Source organism: Streptosporangium sp. NBC_01639, from assembly GCF_045209755.1.
GTDB lineage: Bacteria > Actinomycetota > Actinomycetes > Streptosporangiales > Streptosporangiaceae > Streptosporangium.
In genome coordinates, this window is sequence record NZ_CP109272.1 from 805,986 (window position 1) to 826,602 (window position 20,617).

A 20,617-nucleotide genomic window follows, 5' to 3' on the forward strand; every position below is an offset into this window, starting at 1 on the left:
GAGTCTTCGATGATGGAACCGAGCACTCGTCTCGCACTGCTTTCTCCCGCGCGCCTGGCCGACGTGCGCCGGCGGACCGGCGAATATTCCGACAGGACCATCACCGAAGCGTGCGCCATCGGGCTGGCCTACTGGGCGACGGGCCGGCGCCCCGGCAGCCTCGACCTCACCTCCGGCACCCTGTTCGCCGACGTCCTCGGATGGGTGGACAACGGCGGGGAGGGGGTCGGCGGCTGGGAGGTCGGCGCGGACGGCCGGAGCATCACCGTCCCCGAGGGCGTCGCGCTGACCGACGCACAGCTCGCACTGGACGACCTGGCCGACTTCCCGGATCGGCCTGTGGGCACCGTCGGCCCCTCCAGCGTGACGGCACGGCTCGAAGCCCTGGCCGAGTGGAACGACACCAAGGCCGACCGGGTCCGCCCGACCATCGTGGAGATGTTCCGCGAACAGGTTCGCGCGAGGCCGGACACCGTCGCCGTCGTCGACGAACACCGGTCGCTGACCTACCGTGAGGCGGCCGAGCTGTCCAACCAGCTGGCCCACCACCTGGTCGAACGCGGACTCACCGCCGAACAGGTCGTCGGTGTCTCGCTGGGCCGCTCCGCCGAGATGGTGATCGGTCTGCTCGGCGTGCTCCAGGCGGGGTGCGCGTTCGTGCCGCTCGATCCGCACTGGCCCGCCGCGCGCAGAGCGGTCGTGATCGACGACGCCCGGGTCGTGGTGCAGCTCAACGGCTCCGGCGAGCACGACGCGGGCGAACCGGAAGCCGTGGCCGTCGACCTCGACGACTGGCGGTTCGGTTCGTATCCCACCGAGAGCACCGAGATCGCCGTCCCCGGCCCCGCCCTGGCATACGTGATCTTCACCTCCGGTTCGACCGGGCGGCCCAAGGGCGCGATGATCCGGCACGAGGCGATCAGCGAGCGCCTGCTGTGGCAGGCCGACGAGATCCTGGGCTTCGGCCACGACGACGCGTCGCTGTTCAAGGCGCCGCTGTCGTTCGACATCTCCATCAACGAGATCTTCCTGCCGCTGGTGCGCGGCGGACGGCTGGTGGTCCTGCGGCCCGGCGGTGAACGCGACCCGCACCACCTGCTGAGCGTGATCACCGAGCAGCGCGTCACCTTCACGTACCTGGTGTCGTCCATGCTGGACGTGCTGCTGGAGATCGCGGGCGACTCCGGGCGGCTGGACAGCCTGAGGCACGTGTGGTGCGGCGGCGAGGTGCTGACCCCGGAGCTGTACGAGCGGTTCCGCACCCGGCTCGACATCCCCATGTACCACGGCTACGGCCCGGCCGAGACGACGATCGGTGTCTCGCACGTCATCTACCGGGGCGCGGCGGAACGCCTGTCGACGTCGATCGGCAAGGCCAACCCCAACACCGAGTTGTACGTGCTGGACGAGGAGCTGCGCCCGGTCCCGGTCGGCGTCGGCGGCGAGCTGTACGTGGGCGGGTTCCTGCTGGGGCGCGGGTACGTCAACGCGCCCGGCCTGACGGCATCCCGGTTCGTGGCGAATCCGTTCGCCGGGGACGGGTCCCGGCTGTACCGGACCGGTGACCTCGCGCGGTTCGCCCCGGACGGGTCGCTGGACTTCCTCGGCCGGACCGACAACCAGATCAAGATCCGCGGCATGCGGCTGGAGATCGAGGATGTCGAGGTCGGGCTCGCGGAGCACCCCCGGGTACGGCACACCTGTGTCATCCCGAAGAAGAACGCGGCGGGCGGCACCTACCTGGTGGGGTACGTGATCCCGGCGGCCGGGAGCGAGGCCCTGCGGGCGGACGAGGTCAAGGCGTGGGCCGTCGAGCACCTGGTCGAGTACATGGTGCCCGCGCGCATCGTCGTGATGAAAGAGTTCCCGCTCACCCCGAACGGCAAAGTGGACCGGAACGCGTTGCCGGAGCCGGCCATCGAGGCGGGTTCGCTCATCCCGCCCGCCACCGAGAACGAGCGCGTGGTGTGCGCGGCGGTCGCGTCGGTGTTGCGGCTGGACGAGGTCGGTGCCGACCAGAACTTCTTCAGGCTCGGCGGAGACAGCATCCTGGCGATCTCGCTGCTGAGCGCGCTGCGCGACGCGGGCCTCCACGTCACGGCGGCGCAGATCTTCACCAACGGCACCGTGGGGGCGCTGGCGGCGGTGGCGAGCCGCGATGACGTCTCCCCCGTGGACCGCGGGGATGTCGCGACCGGTTCCGTCGCCGGGGCGCCCATCGTGCAGTGGCTCGGCGAGAGCACGGACGCGATCGACGGCTTCGTGCAGTCGGTGGTGCTGAACACCCCGGCGGACCTGACCGCCGACGCCCTCGACGAGATGCTCGCCGCCGTGGTCAGGCGACACGACATGCTGCGCGCCAAACTGGTGCGCGGCGCCCGGTGGGGCTTCGACATCCCGAAGGCGGACCAGGCCGCCGCGGGATGGCAGGAGAGCGACCGGCCGCTCGACGAGTGCGTCGGGCTCGCCACCGACGGACTGGACCCGGACAACGGCGTGATGCTCCGTGCCGTCTGGCGGCGCGAGGCACGGCAACTGGTCATGGTCGTCCATCACGTGGTGATCGACGGCGTGTCATGGCGGGTCCTGATGGAGGACCTGGCCACGGCGTGGCGGCAGCTCACCTCGGGCACGCCGATCGAGTTGCCGCCGGTGGGCACGTCGTTCCGGCGCTGGACGCAGCTGCTCGGGCGCGCGACGTTCGACACGGACCGCGACTACTTCCGGTGTCCCCTGCCGGAAGCGGACGGACCGTTGGGCCGGCGTCCACTGTCCGAATCCGACACCGTCGCCGGTGAGCGGGTTCGGACCGTCTCGGTCGACCCCGAGGTCACAGCCGCGCTGCTGGGCGAGATTCCGGCGAGGTTCCACGCGGGCGTCAACGACGTGCTGCTGACCGCGCTCGCCGTCGCCCTCGCCCGGTGGCGCCGCGACCTCGGGCAGGATCAGACGTTCGCGCACGTCGAACTCGAGGGCCACGGCCGCGAAGGACGGTTCGTGGCGGGCGCCGCCGGCTTCGAACCGGACCTGTCACGGACCGTGGGCTGGTTCACCACCCTGTTCCCGGTGATCGTGGACCCTGGCGCGACGGCCGATTTCACCGCCCCCGGGTACCTGTCCGCCGCGCTCAAGTCGGTCAAGGAAGACCTCGCCCGGGTGCCGGGCAACGGCGTTTCCTACGGCGCCCTGCGATACCTGACCGGCACCGGGTTCGACGCGCCCGCCCCGCAGGTGTTGTTCAACTACCTGGGCCGCTTCGACGCGGGCGCGTCCGGGGACTGGCAGCTCGCGGGCGCCACCGGGCAGTTGGGCGAGAAGCGCGACCCGAGGATGCGCCTGCCGCGCGTCCTGGAGTTCAACGCGATCGCCGAACCCGGCCCGACCGGCGCGTACGAATTGGTCACCACCATCTCGTGGCCGGACGGAGTGTTCGCCGACGAGGACATCGCGACGATCGGCGAGTATTTCCGGGTGGCCCTGGCAGGGCTGGCCGCGCTCGACCAGGGCGGCCACTCCCCCAGCGACTTCGGTGCGGTGTCTCTCACCCAGGCCGACGTCGACGCCCTGGACGGCCCGGCGCTGCGGGACATCCTGCCGCTGACCCCGCTGCAGGAGGGCCTGTACTTCCACTCGGTCTTCGACGACGACTCGGCGGGCAGTTACGTCGAGCAGCAGATACTGACGCTGGACGGCGATGTGGACGCCGACCGGCTCGCGGCGGCGGCCACCCGGCTGCTCGCGCTGTATCCGAACCTGGCCGCGCGGTTCGTGGCCCTCGCCGACGGCCGCGTGGTCTCGGTGCTGGAGAGCGGTGTGCGGGCGCCGTTCACCACGCTGGAGCGCCCCGGCATCACCGGCGACGAGCTCCGCGACTACGCCGAGCGGGACCGCCGCGCCGGGATCGACCTGGCCACCGGCCCGCTGATGCGCTACACCCTCATCCGCACGGGTCCCCGCCGGAACGTCCTGGTGCAGACCGTGCACCACATCATCGCCGACGGCTGGTCGGTGCCCCCGATGCTGCGCGCGCTGCTGGCCGAGTATCACGCGCCGGGGACCGTGTACCCGCAGGGCGACTTCGCCGGCTACGTGCGCCGGCTCGCCGCGCTCGACGACGACGAGAGCGACCGGGTATGGCGCGATCAGCTCGCCGGGCTGCCCGGCCCTTCGCTGGTCGCCGAGGGGCACACCCCGTCCGACCGGTTCGCCGAAACCGCCGTGCGGCCGGATGACGACCTCGACGCGGCCGTCCGGTCGGCGGGTGTGCCGCTGAGCGTCGCCGTGCACAGCGCGTGGGCGGTGACGCTGGGCGGCATCCTGCCCGGCAAGGACGTGGTGTTCGGTTCCACGGTGTCCGGGCGTGACGCGGATGTGCCCGGCATCGACGACATGGTGGGGCTGCTCATCAACACGATCCCGGTGCGGGCCCGATGGGACGGCACCACCACGGCGCGCGACCTGCTCGCCTCGGTGCGGGAGCACCAGAGCGCGGTGCTGCCGCACCAGCATGTCTCCCTGACCAGGATCGGCCGCCAGATCGGCGGCGGTCCCCTGTTCGACACCCTGGTGGTGTTCGACGTCGCGACCGATGTGGACGGTCTGCGCAGGCCCGGCGACGAGTTCGTCGTCACCGGCATCGCGAACGAGGGCGCCCCGCACTACCCGTTGACGCTCGTGGTGGAGCGCGCACCCGACGGCCGTCCGCGGTTCAACCTGATCTACGACAGCGGACTGCTGCGGGAGACGCACGCCCAGGCGATCCTGCGCACGTTCACCCGGACCCTGACCGGCCTGCTCACCCGGCCGGACGACCTGGTGCCCGACGGCGCCGGACAGCCCGCGCGGATCACCCCGACGACCCTGGGCGGGCTGTTCGACGCCGCCGCGAACCGCGACCCGGCCGCCGTCGCCGTCACCCAGTGCGGTCTCGACGGCAGCACCCGGTCGCTGACCTACGGCGAACTGGCGGACGCGAAGAACGAGCTGGCCTCGGCGCTGCGCGCGGCCGGGATCGGACCGGGCAGCCGGGTCGCCGTCGCCGTCCCGCGCTCCCTTGAGCAGGTCGTCGCCCTGGTTGCGACCGTCACCGCGGGCGGCGCGTACGTGCCGCTGGATCCGGCGTACCCGGATGAACGGCTGGAGTACATCCTCGCCGACGCCGCCCCGCAGGTCGTTCTCGTGGACGCCGAACAGCGGGACCGCTTCACGGAGCTGTCGGCCAGGGCGGGCGTGCCGGCCCAGGTGCTCGTACCGGAGGACGGGCTGCCGCTGGACACCACCGCGCCCGAGGTCGGCTGGCACGACCCGGCGTACGTGATCTACACCTCCGGATCGACCGGCAGGCCCAAGGGTGTCGTCGTCCCGCACTCCAGCGTGGTGACGCTGCTCGCGAACACCCAGCCTGACATGGACTTCGGCCCGCACGACGTGTGGGTCCAGTTCCACTCCTCCTCCTTCGACTTCGCGGTGTGGGAGCTGTGGGGCGCGCTGGCGCACGGCGGTGAGCTGCTGGTGCCGGAGTACGGGTTGACCCGCTCCCCGGTCGACTTCCACCGGCTGGTCCGCGAACGCGGAGTGACCGTGCTCAACCAGACCCCGTCGGCGTTCTACCCGTTCATCGAGGCCGACCGACACGCCGGCGAGCCGGTCACCTCGCTCCGCCGGATCATCTTCGGCGGCGAGGCACTGGATCTCGGGCGGCTGCGCGGCTGGGTCGAACGGCACGGCACCGGCTCGCCCGAGCTGGTCAACATGTACGGCATCACCGAGACCACCGTCCACGTCACGCACCGGGTGCTGACCGACGAGGACTTCGCCCTCGGCGACGACGTCAGCCCGATCGGCGCCCCGATCCCCGGCCTGGTCACCTACCTGCTCGACGACCGGCTCCGGCCGGTGCCGCCGGGCCGGGTGGGCGCCATCTACGTCGCCGGCGACCAGGTGTCGCTCGGCTACCTGGGCAGGCCGGAGCTCACCGCGGGCCGGTTCGTGGCGAACCCGTTCGCGGGCGACGGCTCCCGCATGTACCACACGGGCGATCTCGCCCGCCGCACGCTCGGCGGGGAGCTGGAGTTCACCGGCCGCGCCGACGATCAGGTGCAGCTCAAGGGTTTCCGCATCGAGCTCGGCGAGGTGGAGTCCGCGATCAGGGGACTCGACGGCGTGGCCGACGCGGCCGTCACCGTGGCCGGCAGCGGCGACCACCTGGTCGCGCACGTGGTGGGCCGGATGCCCGACGACATCACCGGCCTCCTGTCGGCGAAACTGCCCGCGCACATGGTGCCGGGCCGGGTGCTACGGGTCGACGCCCTGCCGCTGACGGTCAACGGCAAGCTGGACCGGAAGGCCCTGAGCGAACGCGCCGCGCAGGACGACACCCCGGTGCCCACGAGCGATTCCACGGTTGCCGCGCTGGTCGGCGTTTTCACCGAGGCGCTGCCCGGCTGCGAGGTGGACGGCGACACCGACTTCTTCAGGGCCGGCGGCGACAGCATCGTCGCCATCACCGTGGTCAACCGGGCCAGGGCGCTCGGCCTGCCGATCGCCCCACGGGACGTGTTCCTGCTCAGGACGCCGCGCGCACTCGCCGGTCACCTGGGGACGCGCACGCCGCAGGCCACGGCGCCCGCGCCCGCCCACCGCGAGGACGGCCCGCTGACACCGACGCCGATCATTCTGCGCCAGCGGGAACTGGGCGGCTCCCTCTCCCGGTTCGCCCAGGCCAGGGCACTGGTGGCAGCCGAGGGAACCGGGTTCGCCGACGTCGAGCGCGCCGCGGACGCCGTGGTGGCCGCGCACCCGGCCCTCCGGCTGCGGCTGCGCGTCGAGCACGGGGTGTGGGCGCTGCGCACCGACCCCGCCCGCGAGGTCACCGTCGTCCGGACCGACGCGGCCGACGCGACGGCCGCGGCGAACGAGGCCGCCGGACGGCTCGATCCCGAGTCCGGGGAGGTGATCGCGTTCTCGTGGCTGGCGGCGAGCCGGACCCTGGTGGTCACCGTGCACCACCTCGCCGTCGACTCGGTGTCCTGGCTGATCCTGCTGGACGACCTGGCCGCCGCCATGCGCGGAGCGGCCCTGACGCCGCCGACCACGTCCTACGCCGAGTACGCCGACGCGCTGACGACCCGGTCCGCCCAGGTGATCGACGACCTCGGGCACTGGGTCACCACACTCGAAGCGCCCGTGCTGCTGCCCGTGGTCGAGGGGCTGCGCGAGACCATGGTGGAGGTCGCGCCCGAGGTGACCGCCCGCGTGACGCGTACCGCGCCCGCCGCACTCGGCGTCGGTCTCACCGAGTTGCTGTGCGGCGCGCTGCGGACCGCGCTGACGCACATCCAGCCGTCGCCCACCGATCTCGCGATCGAGTTGGAGCGGCACGGCCGGGTCCCGGTGCTCGAACACCACGACTACACCCGCACGGTCGGCTGGTTCACCTCCATCGCGCCCGTGCGGCTCACGGCGCACACCGACCCCGTCGCGGCGGCGCGCGAGATCACCGAACGCCAGCCGGACGAGCGCGGGCATGTCGCCTACGGCCGGCTCAGGTACCTCAACCCGCAGACGGCGCCGCTGCTGAACGCGCGCCCCCAGGTGCTGTTCAACTACCTCGGCCGGGGCAGCGAGTCCCAGGCGCTGCGCATCACCGGCGGCGACCAGGGCAGCCCGTACGCCGTCGAGGTCAACGCGTGGATCGACGCGGCCACCGGAAGCCTGCGCGCGGCCTTCACCCTCGCCGAAGGCATCCCCGACGAGCTGACCGGGCACTGGCGGCGCGCGCTGGAGCGAATCGCCGACGCCGCCGCGACGGCCGAGTGGACGGCACCGGTGACCCCGCTCCAGAAGGGCCTGTTCTTCCAGGCCCAGCTGGCGGGCTCGGCCGGACACTATGTCGCCCAGAACTACTTCACCTTCGACCGGCGGCTGGACACCGGCGCCCTGGCCGAGGCGATGGCGTACGTGATCGCGCGGCACCCGGTCGTGGGCGCCGGTTTCACCACCGACGCCGGCGGAAACCCGGTCCAGGTCCTCGCAGCGGGCCGGCGGGTCGATGTCCGCACGGTCGTCCTGCCGGCGGACGCGGACGTCGAAGCCCTGCGTGTCCGGGACCGCGACACGGGCTTCGACCCGGATGAGCCACCGCTGATCCGGTTGACCGTGGTGCGCCTGCCCGACGACCGCGACGGCCTGCTGCTGAGCTACCACCTGCTGCTGTGGGACGGCTGGTCACGCGAGATCGTGCTGCGGGACCTGTTCGACGCCTATCAGGCCGTCCTCACGGGAGAGCCGCCGGCCCCGGCCCCGGCCACGCCGAGCTTCGAGGACTACGCCCGGGCGCTCGACGCCAAGGACTTCTCCGGGTCGGAACGCTTCTGGGCGGAGCACCTGACCGGCCTCCCGGGTCCGACGCTGCTCGCCGGACCGGCACCGTCGCTTCCGGACGATCTGCCGCACGCCCTCGTGCGCACGCTGTCCGCCGGGCAGTCGGAACTGCTGCGGGAAGCGGCCAGGACGCACGGCGTCACGCTGAACTCGGTGCTGACCGGCGCGTTCGGCCTGCTGTTGGGCGCGCACACCGGCCGGAGCGACGCCGTGTTCGGCGTGACCGTCTCCGGCCGGGAGGGCGAGGGCCTGTCCGGCATCGTCGGCGTGCTGCTCAACACCGTGCCCATGTGGACGCGGGCACGGCCGGACGACACGGTGCGGGAGTACCTGGCCGCCGTGCAGGCGGCCAGAGTCGCGGCGATGGAGCACGAGCACCTGGGGCTCGGCGAGATCCAGCGGGCCGGTGGGCACGGCACCCTGTTCGACAACCTGTTCGTGCTCCAGAACTTCCTGGACATGGACGCGTTCGCCACGATGAACGCCAGGCACGGCATCACCGCGGTGCGGGCCGATGACTCCACGCACTACCCGTTCACCTGGGTCGTCACGCCGGGCGACCGGCTCACGGTCAAGCTGGAGTATCGCGACGACGACGCGGAGCACGCCCGTCGTCTCCTGGACGACTACCTGCGCGTGCTCGAAGATCTGGCCCGCTCGACCGGGCCGGTGGGCGCGCTGCGCGGTCTGGGGCCGGAGCCCGAGCCGGCCGAGCGTACGGACGTCGGCACCGACACCGTGGTCGACCGGTTCGACCGGGCGGCGGACCGCAGCCCGCAGCAGGTCGCGCTCGTCGCCCACGGCCGGACCATGACGTTCGCCCGGCTTCAGGAGCGCAGCCGCGCGGTGGCGGGTCTGCTCGCTCAGCGCGGCATCGGCCCTGAGATGACCGTGGGTCTGGCGATCCCGCGTTCTCTCGACTCGATCGTGGCGCTGTTCGCCGTGCTTCGCGTCGGCGCCGCGTACGTGCCGCTGGAGCTGGACCACCCGGACGAGCGGATCGCCGCGATCGTCGCGGACGCCCGCCCGGACGTGATCTTCACCGTGAGCGCCGTCTCACCCCGGCTGACCGGCGACCTGATCGAGCTGGACCGCCCGCTGCCCGAGGCCGAGCCGTATCCGACGTTCGCGCCGGACGACCCGGACCGCCTGCGGCACCCCGCGTACACCATCTACACCTCCGGATCGACCGGGAAGCCCAAGGGCGTGGTGACCGAGTACGCCGGGCTCACCAACATGCTGATCAACCACCGGCGCCGCATCTTCGAGCCGGTGCTGGCCGAGCACGCCCACCGGGTCTTCCGGATCGCGCACACCGTGTCGTTCGCGTTCGACATGTCGTGGGAGGAGCTCCTGTGGCTCGCCGACGGCCACGAGGTGCACATCTGCGACGAGGAACTGCGGCGCGACGCGCCCCGGCTGGTCGAGTACTGCCTTGAGCACGGGATCGACGTCGTCAACGTGACCCCCACCTACGCGCAGCAGCTGGTGGCCGAAGGGCTGCTCGACGACCCCGCGCGGCGACCCGCGCTGGTGCTGCTGGGCGGTGAGGCGGTCACCCCGGCGCTGTGGCATCGGCTCGCCGAGACCGACGGGACGGTCGGCTACAACCTGTACGGACCCACCGAGTACACCATCAACACCCTCGGCGTCGGTACCTTCGAGTGCCACGACCCGGTGGTGGGCGTGCCGATCGACAACACCGACGTGTACGTGCTGGACCCGTGGCTGCGGCCCGTGCCGGACGGCGTGCCCGGCGAACTGTACGTGTCGGGCATCGGCATCGCGCGCGGCTACCTCGGGCAGCCCGCCCAGACCGCGCATCGGTTCGTCGCGTGCCCGTTCGGCGAACCCGGCGAGCGCATGTACCGCACCGGGGACCTGGTGGTCCGGCGGCCCGACGGGAACCTGACGTACCTGGGCCGCACCGACCAGCAAGTCAAGATCCGGGGGCACCGGGTCGAGCTGGGCGAAGTCGAGGCCGCGTTCGAGGCGCACCCGGCGGTGCGGTTCGCCGCCGCGGTCGCCCAACCCGATCCGCAGGTCGACGGCGCGTACCGGCTGGCCGCCTACCTCGTACTGGGCGGCTCCGACCTGGCGACGGTCGCCGCCGAGGTGGGCGCCGGGCTGCCGGACTACCTGCGCCCCACGCACTACGCCCACGTCGACGCCATCCCGCTGACCGTGAACGGGAAAGCCGACGCCACGGCGCTGCCGGAGGCCAGGCCGCTGGGCGCGCTGACCACGTCGGGCGAGCGTGGCCCGGCGACCGAGACCGAGACCGTGGTGTGCGAGTTCTTCGCCGAGGCGCTGGACCTGGATGATGACGAGGTGAGCGCGGTGAGCGACTTCGTGTCCCTCGGGGGGCACTCCATGCTGGCGGTGCGGCTGATCGGGCTGCTCCGCCGCGAGTACGGTCCCGTGATCACCATTCGTGATCTGTTCACCCTGCGAACCCCGGAAGCGATTGCCCGACACCTCGATGACAACTCCTGACAAGCAGCGGCCCCGCACGGGGTCCGACATCCTCTGGGCCGCACTGCGGCGCAACGCGGGCGCCATGACCTGGGGCACCGTCCTCATGGGCATGTACCAGGCCGGCGAGACCGCCTTCCCCATCGCACTCGGCCTGATAGTCGAACATACGATGCAGGACCGCAACCTCGGCTCTCTCGCCCTGTCGATCGCCGCGCTGGCCGTGATCATCACGACCGTGTCGCTGTCGTGGCGGTTCGGGATGCGCATCCTGCAGAAGGCCAACACGACCGAGGCACACCGCTGGCGGGTGCGGGTCGCGGCCTGCGGACTCCAACCGGTGGCCAGGGACGTCGATCTCAAGTCCGGCGAGATCCTGACCATCGCCACCGAGGACGCCGACCAGACCGCCGACATCATCGAGGTGGTGCCGCTGCTGGTCAGCTCGTTGGTCGCGGTGCTGATCACCGCGGTCGCGCTGGGCATGGCCAGTGTCTGGCTCGGCCTGCTGGTGATCGTGGGAACCATCGCGATCCTGTCGATCCTGAGCGTGATGTCCAAACGGATCGGTGCCGGCACCCGCGAACAGCAGGCCCGGGTGGCGCGGGCGGGCGCGAAGGTCGCCGACCTGATCACCGGCCTGCGCCCGCTGCACGGCTTCGGCGGCAACCACGCGGGGTTCCTGTCCTACCGGAAGGTCAGCACGGAGGCGAAAAGCCAGGCGATCACCGTCGCCAAGGTGAACGGCGCGTACGCCGGCACCGCGCTGGCACTCAATGCGATCCTCGCCACCGCTGTGTCCCTGACGGCGGGCTGGCTGGCGTTCAACGGCGAGATCACCGTCGGGCAGCTCGTCATGGCCGTGGGGCTGGCGCAGTTCATCATGGAACCGCTCAAGTTGTTCTCCGAGATGCCGAAGTACGTGATGATCGCGCGCGCATCGGCCGAGCGGATGGCGCTGGTGCTGGCCGCGCCTCCGGTGATGGCCCCGAGGCCGGAGCGCCCGTCCGCAGGCGGAGACCTCGAGGTCGACAGCGTCCGGTACGGGTCCCTGCGCGAGCTGAAGTTCCACGTGTCCGCCGGCGAGTTCGTGGCGATCGCCGTCTACCAGCCTCGCGCGGCGGCCGACCTCGCGTCGCTCCTGGCGGTGAACGTCCCGCCTGATGCGTATGAGGGGGTGGTGCGGGTCAGCGGGCAGGAGATCGCGGACCTGTCGATCGAGACGGTCCGCGAGCACATGCTGGTGAACCCGTACGACGGGGAGATCTTCGCGGGCACTCTCCGCACGAACATCGACCCGGCGGGCGCCGGCCGCATGGTCTCCGAGGCCGTCGAGGCGTCCATGCTGACCGACGTCGCCGCCCTCCACCGCGACGGACTCGACTACGGCGTCCGCGACCGCGGCGCGAACCTCTCCGGTGGGCAGCGCCAACGGCTGTCCCTGGCCCGCGCCCTCGCCGCCGACGCCGACATCCTGGTCCTGCACGACCCGACGACGGCGGTCGACGCGGTCACCGAACAGCTCATCGCGCGCAACATCGCCGAGCTGCGCCGGAACCGCACCACCATCGTGCTCACCAGCAGCCCGGCCCTGCTGGACGCCGCCGACCGGGTCCTCGTCCTGGACGACGGCGTCATCACCGCGGAGGACACCCATCGCAACCTCCTCACCACGGACGAGAACTACCGCCTGGCCGTGGCCCGGTGACCCGAACGCGTGGTCCCTTCACGTAAGGAACAGGTAATTGAACTTAGGTAAGGCTTGCCTTAAGCTGAGCAAGCCTTGCCCAAGGTGACGCCGTGTCCGGGAGGCCGGCGCACACTGCCGACTCAACCCCCGCAGAGGACGCGATGCCCCATCTCCTCGGCGTACTCCATCGCCTGGCCGCGACCGCGCCGACGCCACCTCTGGCCGACGATCTGATCACCGTCCTCGACGGCGCGCTGACCGCCCCGTCGGACCCCGGGAGGGACCGAGCATGACCACCAACCCGTTCGACGACCCCGACGGCCGCTTCCTGGTCCTGGTCAACGCCGAGGACCAGCACTCCTTGTGGCCCTCCTTCGCCGAGGTCCCCGCCGGCTGGACCGTCGTCCTCGCCGAGAACACCCGCGCCGCCTGCCTGGACTACATCGAGAGACACTGGACCGACCTGCGTCCTCGTTCCCTGACCGAGGCCATGAACGGCTGACCACCCGCACGCCCTTCCCGGTCGCCACCCGGGAAGGGCAAAGGTCAGGGAAGATGCCGGGACCGGGGCGCAGGCCGTGCAACCGGTCATCATCGCCTACGAGGCGGGCCTGGTTTCCCCATCCGGCTGAGGGCCTGCGGGTTCTTCTTTCCCACCCGCCTCGACGCGTCCTTCGCCGTCGTGGCCGACACCGTCACCCAGCCGATCATCCCCATGGGGTCGATCGTGCGCGCCGCGCCGGGGACGTGGAGGTCCCCGGCGCGGCGCGCCTGTAGCCGTGGGTCGGGTCAGCCCTTGGCGGCGAGGGTGCAGGTACGGTCGCCGACGAAGGCGTTGTCGACTGCCCACCAGCCGGAGAGCTGGCCTTGGTAGTAGAGCCGGAACTTGACGCCTGTCTTGCCGTTGGCCTGGGGGATCGGCACGACCTGGGTGGCGGGGCCGGGGGCGCCGGGGAATCGGGTGACGCTCCAGACGGCGTCCCAGGTGCGGCCGCCGTCGAGGCTGAGCTCGATGGTGGCGGTGGAGTTGACGGCCGGCTTGAGGTCGTGGGCGAGTTCGATGGCGGCCTGGGTGCGACCGGTCAGGTCGTAGGCGGGACTGGTGAGGTAGGTGTCCTGGATATGGCCGATGCCGGAGTTGCGGGAGTCGACGATGGCGAAGCCGCCGTCGCCACCGGTGTGGTTGCCGCGCTTGCCCGCGTCCTTGAACACCCAGCCGGGCTGGTGGTCGTAGTTGGGGATGCCGATGTCGACGTTCGTGACGGTCCAGCCCTTGGGCTTGGTGGTGCCGTTGAACGGCTGGGTGCTGCCGTCCCGGCTGACCTGGTAGCCGGAGGCGGTGCAGGCGAGGTTGACGGTGAGGCCGACGTCGAGGCGCTGGCCCGTCTCGCCGAGGTCGAGCCGGCGGGTGGCGGGGTCGTAGCCGGGCTCCTTGGTGGTGTAGGTGAGGGTGTAGGTGGTGGCGGGGAGCAGCGGCAGGGTGTAGGCGCCGGTGCCGGGGTCGGCGTCGGCGCTCCAGCGGTGCCCCTTGCCGTCGTCGGCGACCACGGAGGCGGGCAGGGGCCGGCCCAGGCCTGAGCCGTCGGTGACGGTACCGGTGAGGTCGACCCGCTGAGTCGGGACCAGGGCGATGTCGACGGTGTGGCTGCCGTCCTTGGTGAGGGTGACCGCGCGGGTGCCGGTCTGGTATCCGAAGGCCGTCACGCTGATCTGGTAGTCGCCCGCGACGAGACTGAAGGAGTAGGTGCCTTCGGTGCCGAGGGTGGCCGTGCGGGTCAACGGGCCGGTGATGGTGAGGGCGGCTCCGGCGACGGACCGTCCGGTGCCGGCGTCGGTGACGGTGCCGGCGACGGTCGAGCTGCCGGTGGCGCCCACCTGGATGAGAGCCAGGGCGTCCAGGCGGCCTTCGCCGTAGACGTTGTTGTCGGCGGCGGTGCCTCCGCAGGAGGTGTCGGCGGTGTCGATGGCGGACAGGTCCAGCAGCACGCGAGTGGCGTCGGGGTCGCGGGCATACTCGGGCCGGGCCGACCACAGCAGTGCGATCGCACCCGTGACGTGCGGGGTCGCCATGGAGGTGCCGTTCATGGCGACGTAGCCGCCGTCTGGATGGACGGAGCGGATGTTGACGCCGGGGGCGGAGATGTTCGGCTTGATCTGGCCGTCCTGGCCGGGGCCGCGACTGGAGAAACTGGCGATCTTGTTGTTGGCGTCGTAGGCGCCGACCGAGTAGTTGATGCTGCGACTGCCGGGTGAGCCGGAGGTCTTGCAGCCGGGGCCCTCGTTGCCGTTGGCCCAGACACCCATGATCCCCGAGGCGGCCCAGGCCAGCTGGATGTCCTCCATCAGCGGGTCGTCGGAGGGGTTCGAGCCCCAGGAGTTGTTGACGATGTGGGGGCGCTTCGACACGTCCGGGTTTTCGCCGGACAGGTCGGTTGGGGCGAGCATCCACTGCGAGACCGCGAGCAGATCGGTGTCCGGGCAGGAGCCGCCGGGGCAGCCGTTGCCGGCGATCCAGGTGACCCCCGGGGCGACCCCGATCTGGTTTCCGGCGCCGTCGTCGCCGGCGATGGTCCCCATGGTGTGGCTGCCGTGCCCATGGGTGTCGCAGGGGGCGGCGCTCTCGCAGTTGTTGCTGGGGTTGATCCAGTTGTAGTCGTGGGTGAAGGTGCCGTCGCCGTTGTTGCCCCGATACTGCTTGACCAGAGCGGGATGATCGAACTGCACACCGGTGTCGACATTGGCGACGACGATGCCCTCGCCGCGGCGGCCGGTCTGCGCCCAGACGTCGTCGGCGTTGATGTTGCTCACTCCCCAGGCCAGGCCCGTCTCAGCGGTTGCGGCGGGCTGGCCCGCCACGGGCTTGGGGATGGTGTACGTCTTGGACGGGCGGATCTCCTCGACACCGGGCAGGGCGGCGATCTCGCGGGCGACGGACTCGGGTGCGTCCTCGACGTAGACGGCGTTGCTGGCCCAGAACGCCTTCGAGGTGAGGCCTTCGGCCTTGAGGAGCTTGCGCAGCGGCGCCTGGGAGCGGTCCGCGGTGGACTTGAGCCGGTCGGCCACGTCCTGTCCGCGGGTGGTGCGATTCATCATCTTCCTGGCTGCGGATAAGTCGGCCTTGTCCGCCATCCGTACCCAGAAGGAGGCGGTCTCGGACGTGGCGTAGGTTTCCAGCACCCTGTCGGACGTGGCATGGGTTTCCAGCACCCTGGAGGCGAGGGCGGCCTGCGCGGCGGGAGCCGGGGCGAGCGTAAAGGTCATCAGCGCGAGTGCGGCCGCCGCCCCGAGTGCCTTGCGGATGGTCTTCATCGTCACTTACCCCCGCAGCTCAGGTGGGCGATCAGCCGTCGGGTCCGCACGCGCGGATAGCCGAAATCCGAGGGCTCGGTGAAAGTGGAGGCGCCCACCACCCACACGTCGTTCGGGCCGGTGCCCGCGATGTCGTGGAAGTAGAACTCGTAGGTGTCCGGCACGGCACCCTGGGGCTTGACCCGCTGCCAGGAGCCGCCGGTCCAGTGCATCACCCGGAAGGACGGATCGGCGCCGAGCGTGATGGCCCACAGATCACCGGGGGCGGGGGCGTACAGGCGGTGGAACTGGCTTCCCCCCGGCGTGTTCGCGGGGGCGGGGGCCTCGGTCCAGCTCTGTCCGTCCCAGTGCAGGAGCAGCGGCTCCGGTTGGGTCTCCGTGCCCTTCCAGCCGCCGGCCCAGATGTCGTCGGGCCCGGTCGCGGCGATCGACTGCAGGCTACCGCCCGACTCGATGCCGGGCAGGGCGGTCTCGGTCCAGGTGGTGCCGTCGTAGTGCAGGATCATCGGCTGGTAGCGGCCGGTGTCGGGGTCGCGGTGGGTGCCCGACGCCCAGATATCGGTCGCCGACAACGCTCGCACGGCGATCAGCGTGTCGCGCGGGCGGTCGGCGGCGGGGTGTCCGACGACGGTCCATTCGGTGCCGTCCCAGCGCTCGATCAGCGCGCCGCCGTCGGAGGTGTCGCCCACCGCCCAGGCGAGGTTCGGGGCCAGCGAGGCGATGCCGTGAACCGTGGCCGCGCCCTTTTCCGGCGTCGGGGAGACGGCTCCAGGCACCAGCGTCCACCGGCTGCCGTCCCATCGGGCCAGCGTGCTCGGCGAGTAGCCGGGGAGCAGGCTGGTCTTGACCCAGCCGCTCTTGGCCGAGTCGAACGACCCCCTGTCCGCCTGGAAGCTCGACCGGGTCCATGGCGGCTGAGGGATCTGCGGGCCGTTCTCCGTGAGCTTCCTGCCGTTCCAGGTCAGGGTCTGGGTGCCGGCGTTGGAGTGGTTCTCGGTGAAGCGGACGTCGGTGGCGGACAACACGTTGACACCGACCACCTCGGTGTCCCTGTCAGGGGCGATGGCGGAGGCGGGCATGAGGCTCCAGGCCGGGGTGCAGACCGATCCGGCACCGGCCGGGGTGCCGGTGGTGACGCTCAGTAACGTGGCGAGCAGGACGGTGGCGGAGGCGGTGGCGGCCGTCCGCCGTACCCGTTGGCGGGCTGTCGTTGTCATGGGGGTCTCCTAGAAGGCGCCGGCGCCGTTGGGGGTGCCCACACCGGTGGGCCCGTCGTAGCCGCGGACGGCGGCGCACAGATTGCTGCCGTTGCAGGCGCCGTTGGCGCCGGCGGTGATGTCGAACAGGTACCGGGAGCCGGAGTAGAGCCGTTTGGCGGCCGGGGTGGCGGAGTCGGTACCGGCCAGGCCGTGGACGCCCGCGATGAACGCCGCCGCCACAGGGACGCCGGAGACGCCGCCCCAGCCGCTGGTGGCACCGCTGTAGATCCGGATCGGGGTCTTGTCGGAGGCGACGGCGGACACGTCGGCTACCGTGCGCCGGCTTCCGCAGGCGCCCTGCCGCTGCCAGGAGGGGCGGAGCTCATACAGGGAGCAGCCCGAACCGGTGCTCATCCAGGCGGACTCGTTCCAGCCTCGGGTGGTGGACGGGTCCCGGTACAGTTCGGTGCCGCCCACCGCGACCACGTTCGCGTATGCCGCGGGCAGGAGCTGCCGGCCGGTGGTGTTGAAGCCGGCGCCGGACGGCGCGGTGATCGCCACCTTGGGGTGGGCGAAGTGGGCCGCCTGGGCGGCCTGCCCCTCGTATTCCGGGACCCCCCACATGACGGCGACGGCGTTCGCGCCCTGGGCGGCGGCCTGGTCGACGGCGGCCGCCATGTTGTCGAAGGTCTCGTCGTCGGCCTGGACCAGCAGCAGTTTGCAGTTGGGGCAGGCGGCCGAGGCCAGGTCCAGGCCGACGGCGGCGTGCACGCCCCAGTTCGGAGAGGAAGGCGGCGTGGTGTCACTGCCGCGCTGGTCGATCCCTCTGAAGCAGGGAAAGTCCTTGTCGCAGGGGGGCAGGCCGTTGTCCTCCCGGTAGACGGCCAGGTCCGCTTCCGCGGTGGTGTGGCCGTACGGCACGACGACGGCGACGGTCTGGCCGCCGCCGAGACGGCCGCTCGGCAGCCGGTAGGCCTCCTGGAGATCCTTGGCGGTCAGCATGCCGGAGGGGGCGTCGGCGGCCACCTTCAGACAGGCCGGGGCTCCGCCGAGGCAGGCGGCGGTGGCCGGCGGTCCGGCCGGGGGCGTAGCCGACGCCGCCGGGGCGAACGCCGTCAGCAGCGTGATCACGGCGACGCCGGCCAGGGTGGTCAGTGTGGTTCGCATGTCGCGTCTCCCGGTCAGCCGGCGAGCCGGTAGGCGTGGATGTTGGTCTGCGTGACGGTGTTGCCGTCTGCGTCGCGGGCTTGGACCCGCAGCGACACCCACCGCCCGGCGTCGGTGTAGTCCGGGTGCGTGACGGACGCCGCGAACATGCCGCCCGCCTTCGCGGGGGCGTCCTGCGGCTGCGACCAGGTCTCGCCGTCGTCGTAGGACACCTCGACCGTGGCCCGCACCCCGCTCGGCGCCGGCTGGGACTCCTGGCGGGAGACCTTGAAGGCCACCTCGAAGGCCCGCCCCGGCTGCACCCTGGACTCGAAGTCCAGCGCCAGGTCGTAGTGGACGAACAGCAGCGGCAGGAACGAGCAGCCGAGCGTGGCGTCCGCGCACTGGATCTTTCCGGGCAGCGCCGCCGCGGCGTCCCCTGGTCCTGAACGGAACGTCCAGTCTGTGGAACTCGGCGCGTCCGCTCTGCCCAGGGGGCTCGAGGCCCAGTTCAGCCGGTACTCCGCCGGGCGCGGCAGCAACGGCAGCACCGCCGGGGCCGGGAAGAAGTCCCGCCCGGTGTAAGCCAGCTTGCCATCGCGGTAGAACTCCACCGCCGAGGACTCGAATCCGCCGTAGGCGTAGTGCAGTGGGTCGGAGTCGCTGTACGGCTGCAGGTAGGCCAGGAGCAGGTTGCCCTGCCGGCAGGCCGTGCACACCTGCAGGAACGGGTCGGGCACCGACGAGTCGGGGTCGCCGCTGACACTGCGCTGCGGGCGGGAGACGTAGGCGGCGGCGACCGACGGCGCGTCCGGACCGCGGTTCCAGTCTTCTCGGATCACCTGCCCCGGCTGGAGCCTGCGGCGCGGCCCGTGGATTCGCTCGCCCCGATCGGGCCCCATGGCGCTCTGCCAGACCACCTGCTCGGGCCGGCTGCTGTAGAGGTAGTCGGTCCGCTCGCCGGGGCCCGGCTCGGCGCCGAAGCCGAAGTCGGTCCAGCCCCACGGCAGGAAGGCGTAGGTGAGCTTGTTGAGCGGGCCGGGCGAGGGGTCGTCGGACGGCGAGTCGTACAGCGCCGAATGCACCGTGGTCAGGTCCGACGCCTTGATGGTGTGGGTCATCGACGCGGGGACCGCGCCGCCGTACGGGAAGAGCAGTTCGTAGGTGGAACCCATCTCCGGGCCGCCCGTCGCCCCTTCGGCCAGTGTCGTCATCGCCATGAAGTCGAGACGCCCCTTGGTGACCGGCTGCGTCGGGGTCGCGAACAGGGTCGGGTTCCCGTTCGGCGCGAAGGATACGACCCGCATGAGGATCCCGAACACCAGGCCCGACGGGGACACGCCGGTCGTGTCCCCTGCGGCGCTGGTGCGCACGAAGGACAGCGCGTCGAGGCGCGGCATGTCCGGGCGCGGGGGCGCGGCCAGGTTCGCCTGGTACGGCACGGCGGTCCGGGCGTCCAGAGTGATCGTCATGTCGGAGGTGACCCGCACCTCGGGCTTGACCACCAGGGCCGCCTTGGTGCTCAGGTCGCTGCCGGGGCCGGTGAAGACGCTGACCTCGAAGCTGTAGGTGCCCTCCGGTACCATGAACGACTTCTTGCCCTCGCCCGGGTAGGCCAGCCCGAAGCTCGCCAGCCTTCCGTCGTCCACGTTGTGCGCGAAGCCGATCATCACGCCGGGTTTGCCGTCTTGGCCGATGGAATCGATGGTCAGCGCGCGGTACTTCGTCTGCTTGCCGGCCTGCTGGGCGAGGGCCGGCTGGGCCGAGGTCGGTGACGGCGGCGGCTCGGGCGCGCCCTTGGGCACCGCGAGGTCGATGCGTTCGACGCCGGGCAGCATCCCGGCGGCCGCGGAGGTGCCCGCGTCACGCCACCGCTCGGCCAGCAGCCTGCCCATATCGCGGGCGTTCTTCTTGGTCACCTTGGCGGTGGAGGTGCCGCCGGTGGTCTTGGTGAGGCTGGTGGCAGGCAGCGCGTCGGCCTTCGCCGCCGTGGCCTTCACCTTTACCGGCAGGCTCTTGGTGTGCTCGTCGTCGAGCTCGGCCCGCACCAGGTAGCCGACGTTGAACAGCCTCGGGTCGATGGTCTTGCCGAAGTAGGGCGCTGCCTCGGCGGGCACGACGTAGGTGTCGCCGCCGAAGGTGAACTGGCTGAACGTGCCCCCGGCTGCATCGGTCCCGTCCGGAAGCAGGCGCGTCTGCTGGGTGCCGTCCTCGGCCACGTCGACCTGGAAGCGATCCCCGGTCAGCAGCGTCACCGTGGACGTCGACACCTTCGGCGATGCGGCGGCCGGATCCTGTGTGGCGGCCGGCGGTGGAGCCGGGTCCTGTACGGTCGGCGCCGCAGGGGCCGCTGCGGCGGAGCCCGCCATGCCGGCGCCCGCCACCAGGGCGAGCGCCATGGCCAGCGCGCTCATGC

The 20,617-nt window shown here is 71.6% G+C and carries 8 protein-coding genes; 4 read left to right on the forward strand and 4 right to left on the reverse strand.

Going from position 1 to position 20,617, the window contains the following annotated elements; genetic code table 11:
• Positions 1-12 precede the first annotated feature (12 nt).
• The 4 genes from OHA77_RS03655 to OHA77_RS03670 all read left to right on the forward strand — a co-directional run bounded on the left by OHA77_RS03655 (position 13) and on the right by OHA77_RS03670 (position 13,049).
• Entirely contained in the window at positions 13-10,878 is a 10,866-nt protein-coding gene (locus OHA77_RS03655; protein WP_406316115.1) for an amino acid adenylation domain-containing protein, read from the forward strand.
• On the forward strand, positions 10,865-12,565 hold the full coding sequence (locus OHA77_RS03660) for an ABC transporter ATP-binding protein (protein WP_406316116.1): 1,701 nt from the start codon (positions 10,865-10,867) through the stop codon (positions 12,563-12,565). The genes OHA77_RS03655 and OHA77_RS03660 overlap by 14 nt, the downstream gene beginning before the upstream one ends.
• A gap of 92 nt (positions 12,566-12,657) precedes the next feature.
• Entirely contained in the window at positions 12,658-12,840 is a 183-nt protein-coding gene (locus tag OHA77_RS03665; RefSeq protein WP_406316117.1) for a hypothetical protein, read from the forward strand.
• Complete coding sequence (locus OHA77_RS03670; protein ID WP_406316118.1) at positions 12,837-13,049, forward strand: MbtH family protein; 213 nt, start codon at positions 12,837-12,839, stop codon at positions 13,047-13,049. Before OHA77_RS03665 ends, OHA77_RS03670 begins: the two co-directional genes overlap by 4 nt.
• A gap of 287 nt (positions 13,050-13,336) precedes the next feature.
• Here OHA77_RS03670 and OHA77_RS03675 read toward each other — a convergent pair whose 3' ends face one another.
• From OHA77_RS03675 to OHA77_RS03690, 4 genes are read right to left on the reverse strand one after another with little or no spacing between them, the layout of a single operon-like run.
• Positions 13,337-15,856 (reverse strand): S8 family serine peptidase, encoded by a 2,520-nt coding sequence (locus OHA77_RS03675; RefSeq protein ID WP_406316120.1) that lies wholly within the window; start codon positions 15,854-15,856, stop codon positions 13,337-13,339.
• 2 nt (positions 15,857-15,858) lie between these two features.
• Positions 15,859-17,073, reverse strand: coding sequence for a WD40/YVTN/BNR-like repeat-containing protein (locus tag OHA77_RS03680; RefSeq protein WP_406316121.1), 1,215 nt, complete (start codon positions 17,071-17,073; stop codon positions 15,859-15,861).
• Positions 17,074-17,082: 9 nt separating this feature from the next.
• On the reverse strand, positions 17,083-18,222 hold the full coding sequence (locus OHA77_RS03685) for a hypothetical protein (RefSeq protein WP_326822064.1): 1,140 nt from the start codon (positions 18,220-18,222) through the stop codon (positions 17,083-17,085).
• 14 nt (positions 18,223-18,236) lie between these two features.
• Positions 18,237-20,615, reverse strand: a complete 2,379-nt coding sequence (locus tag OHA77_RS03690) for a hypothetical protein (RefSeq protein WP_406316122.1) — start codon at positions 20,613-20,615, stop codon at positions 18,237-18,239.
• Between the last annotated feature and the right edge of the window lie 2 nt (positions 20,616-20,617).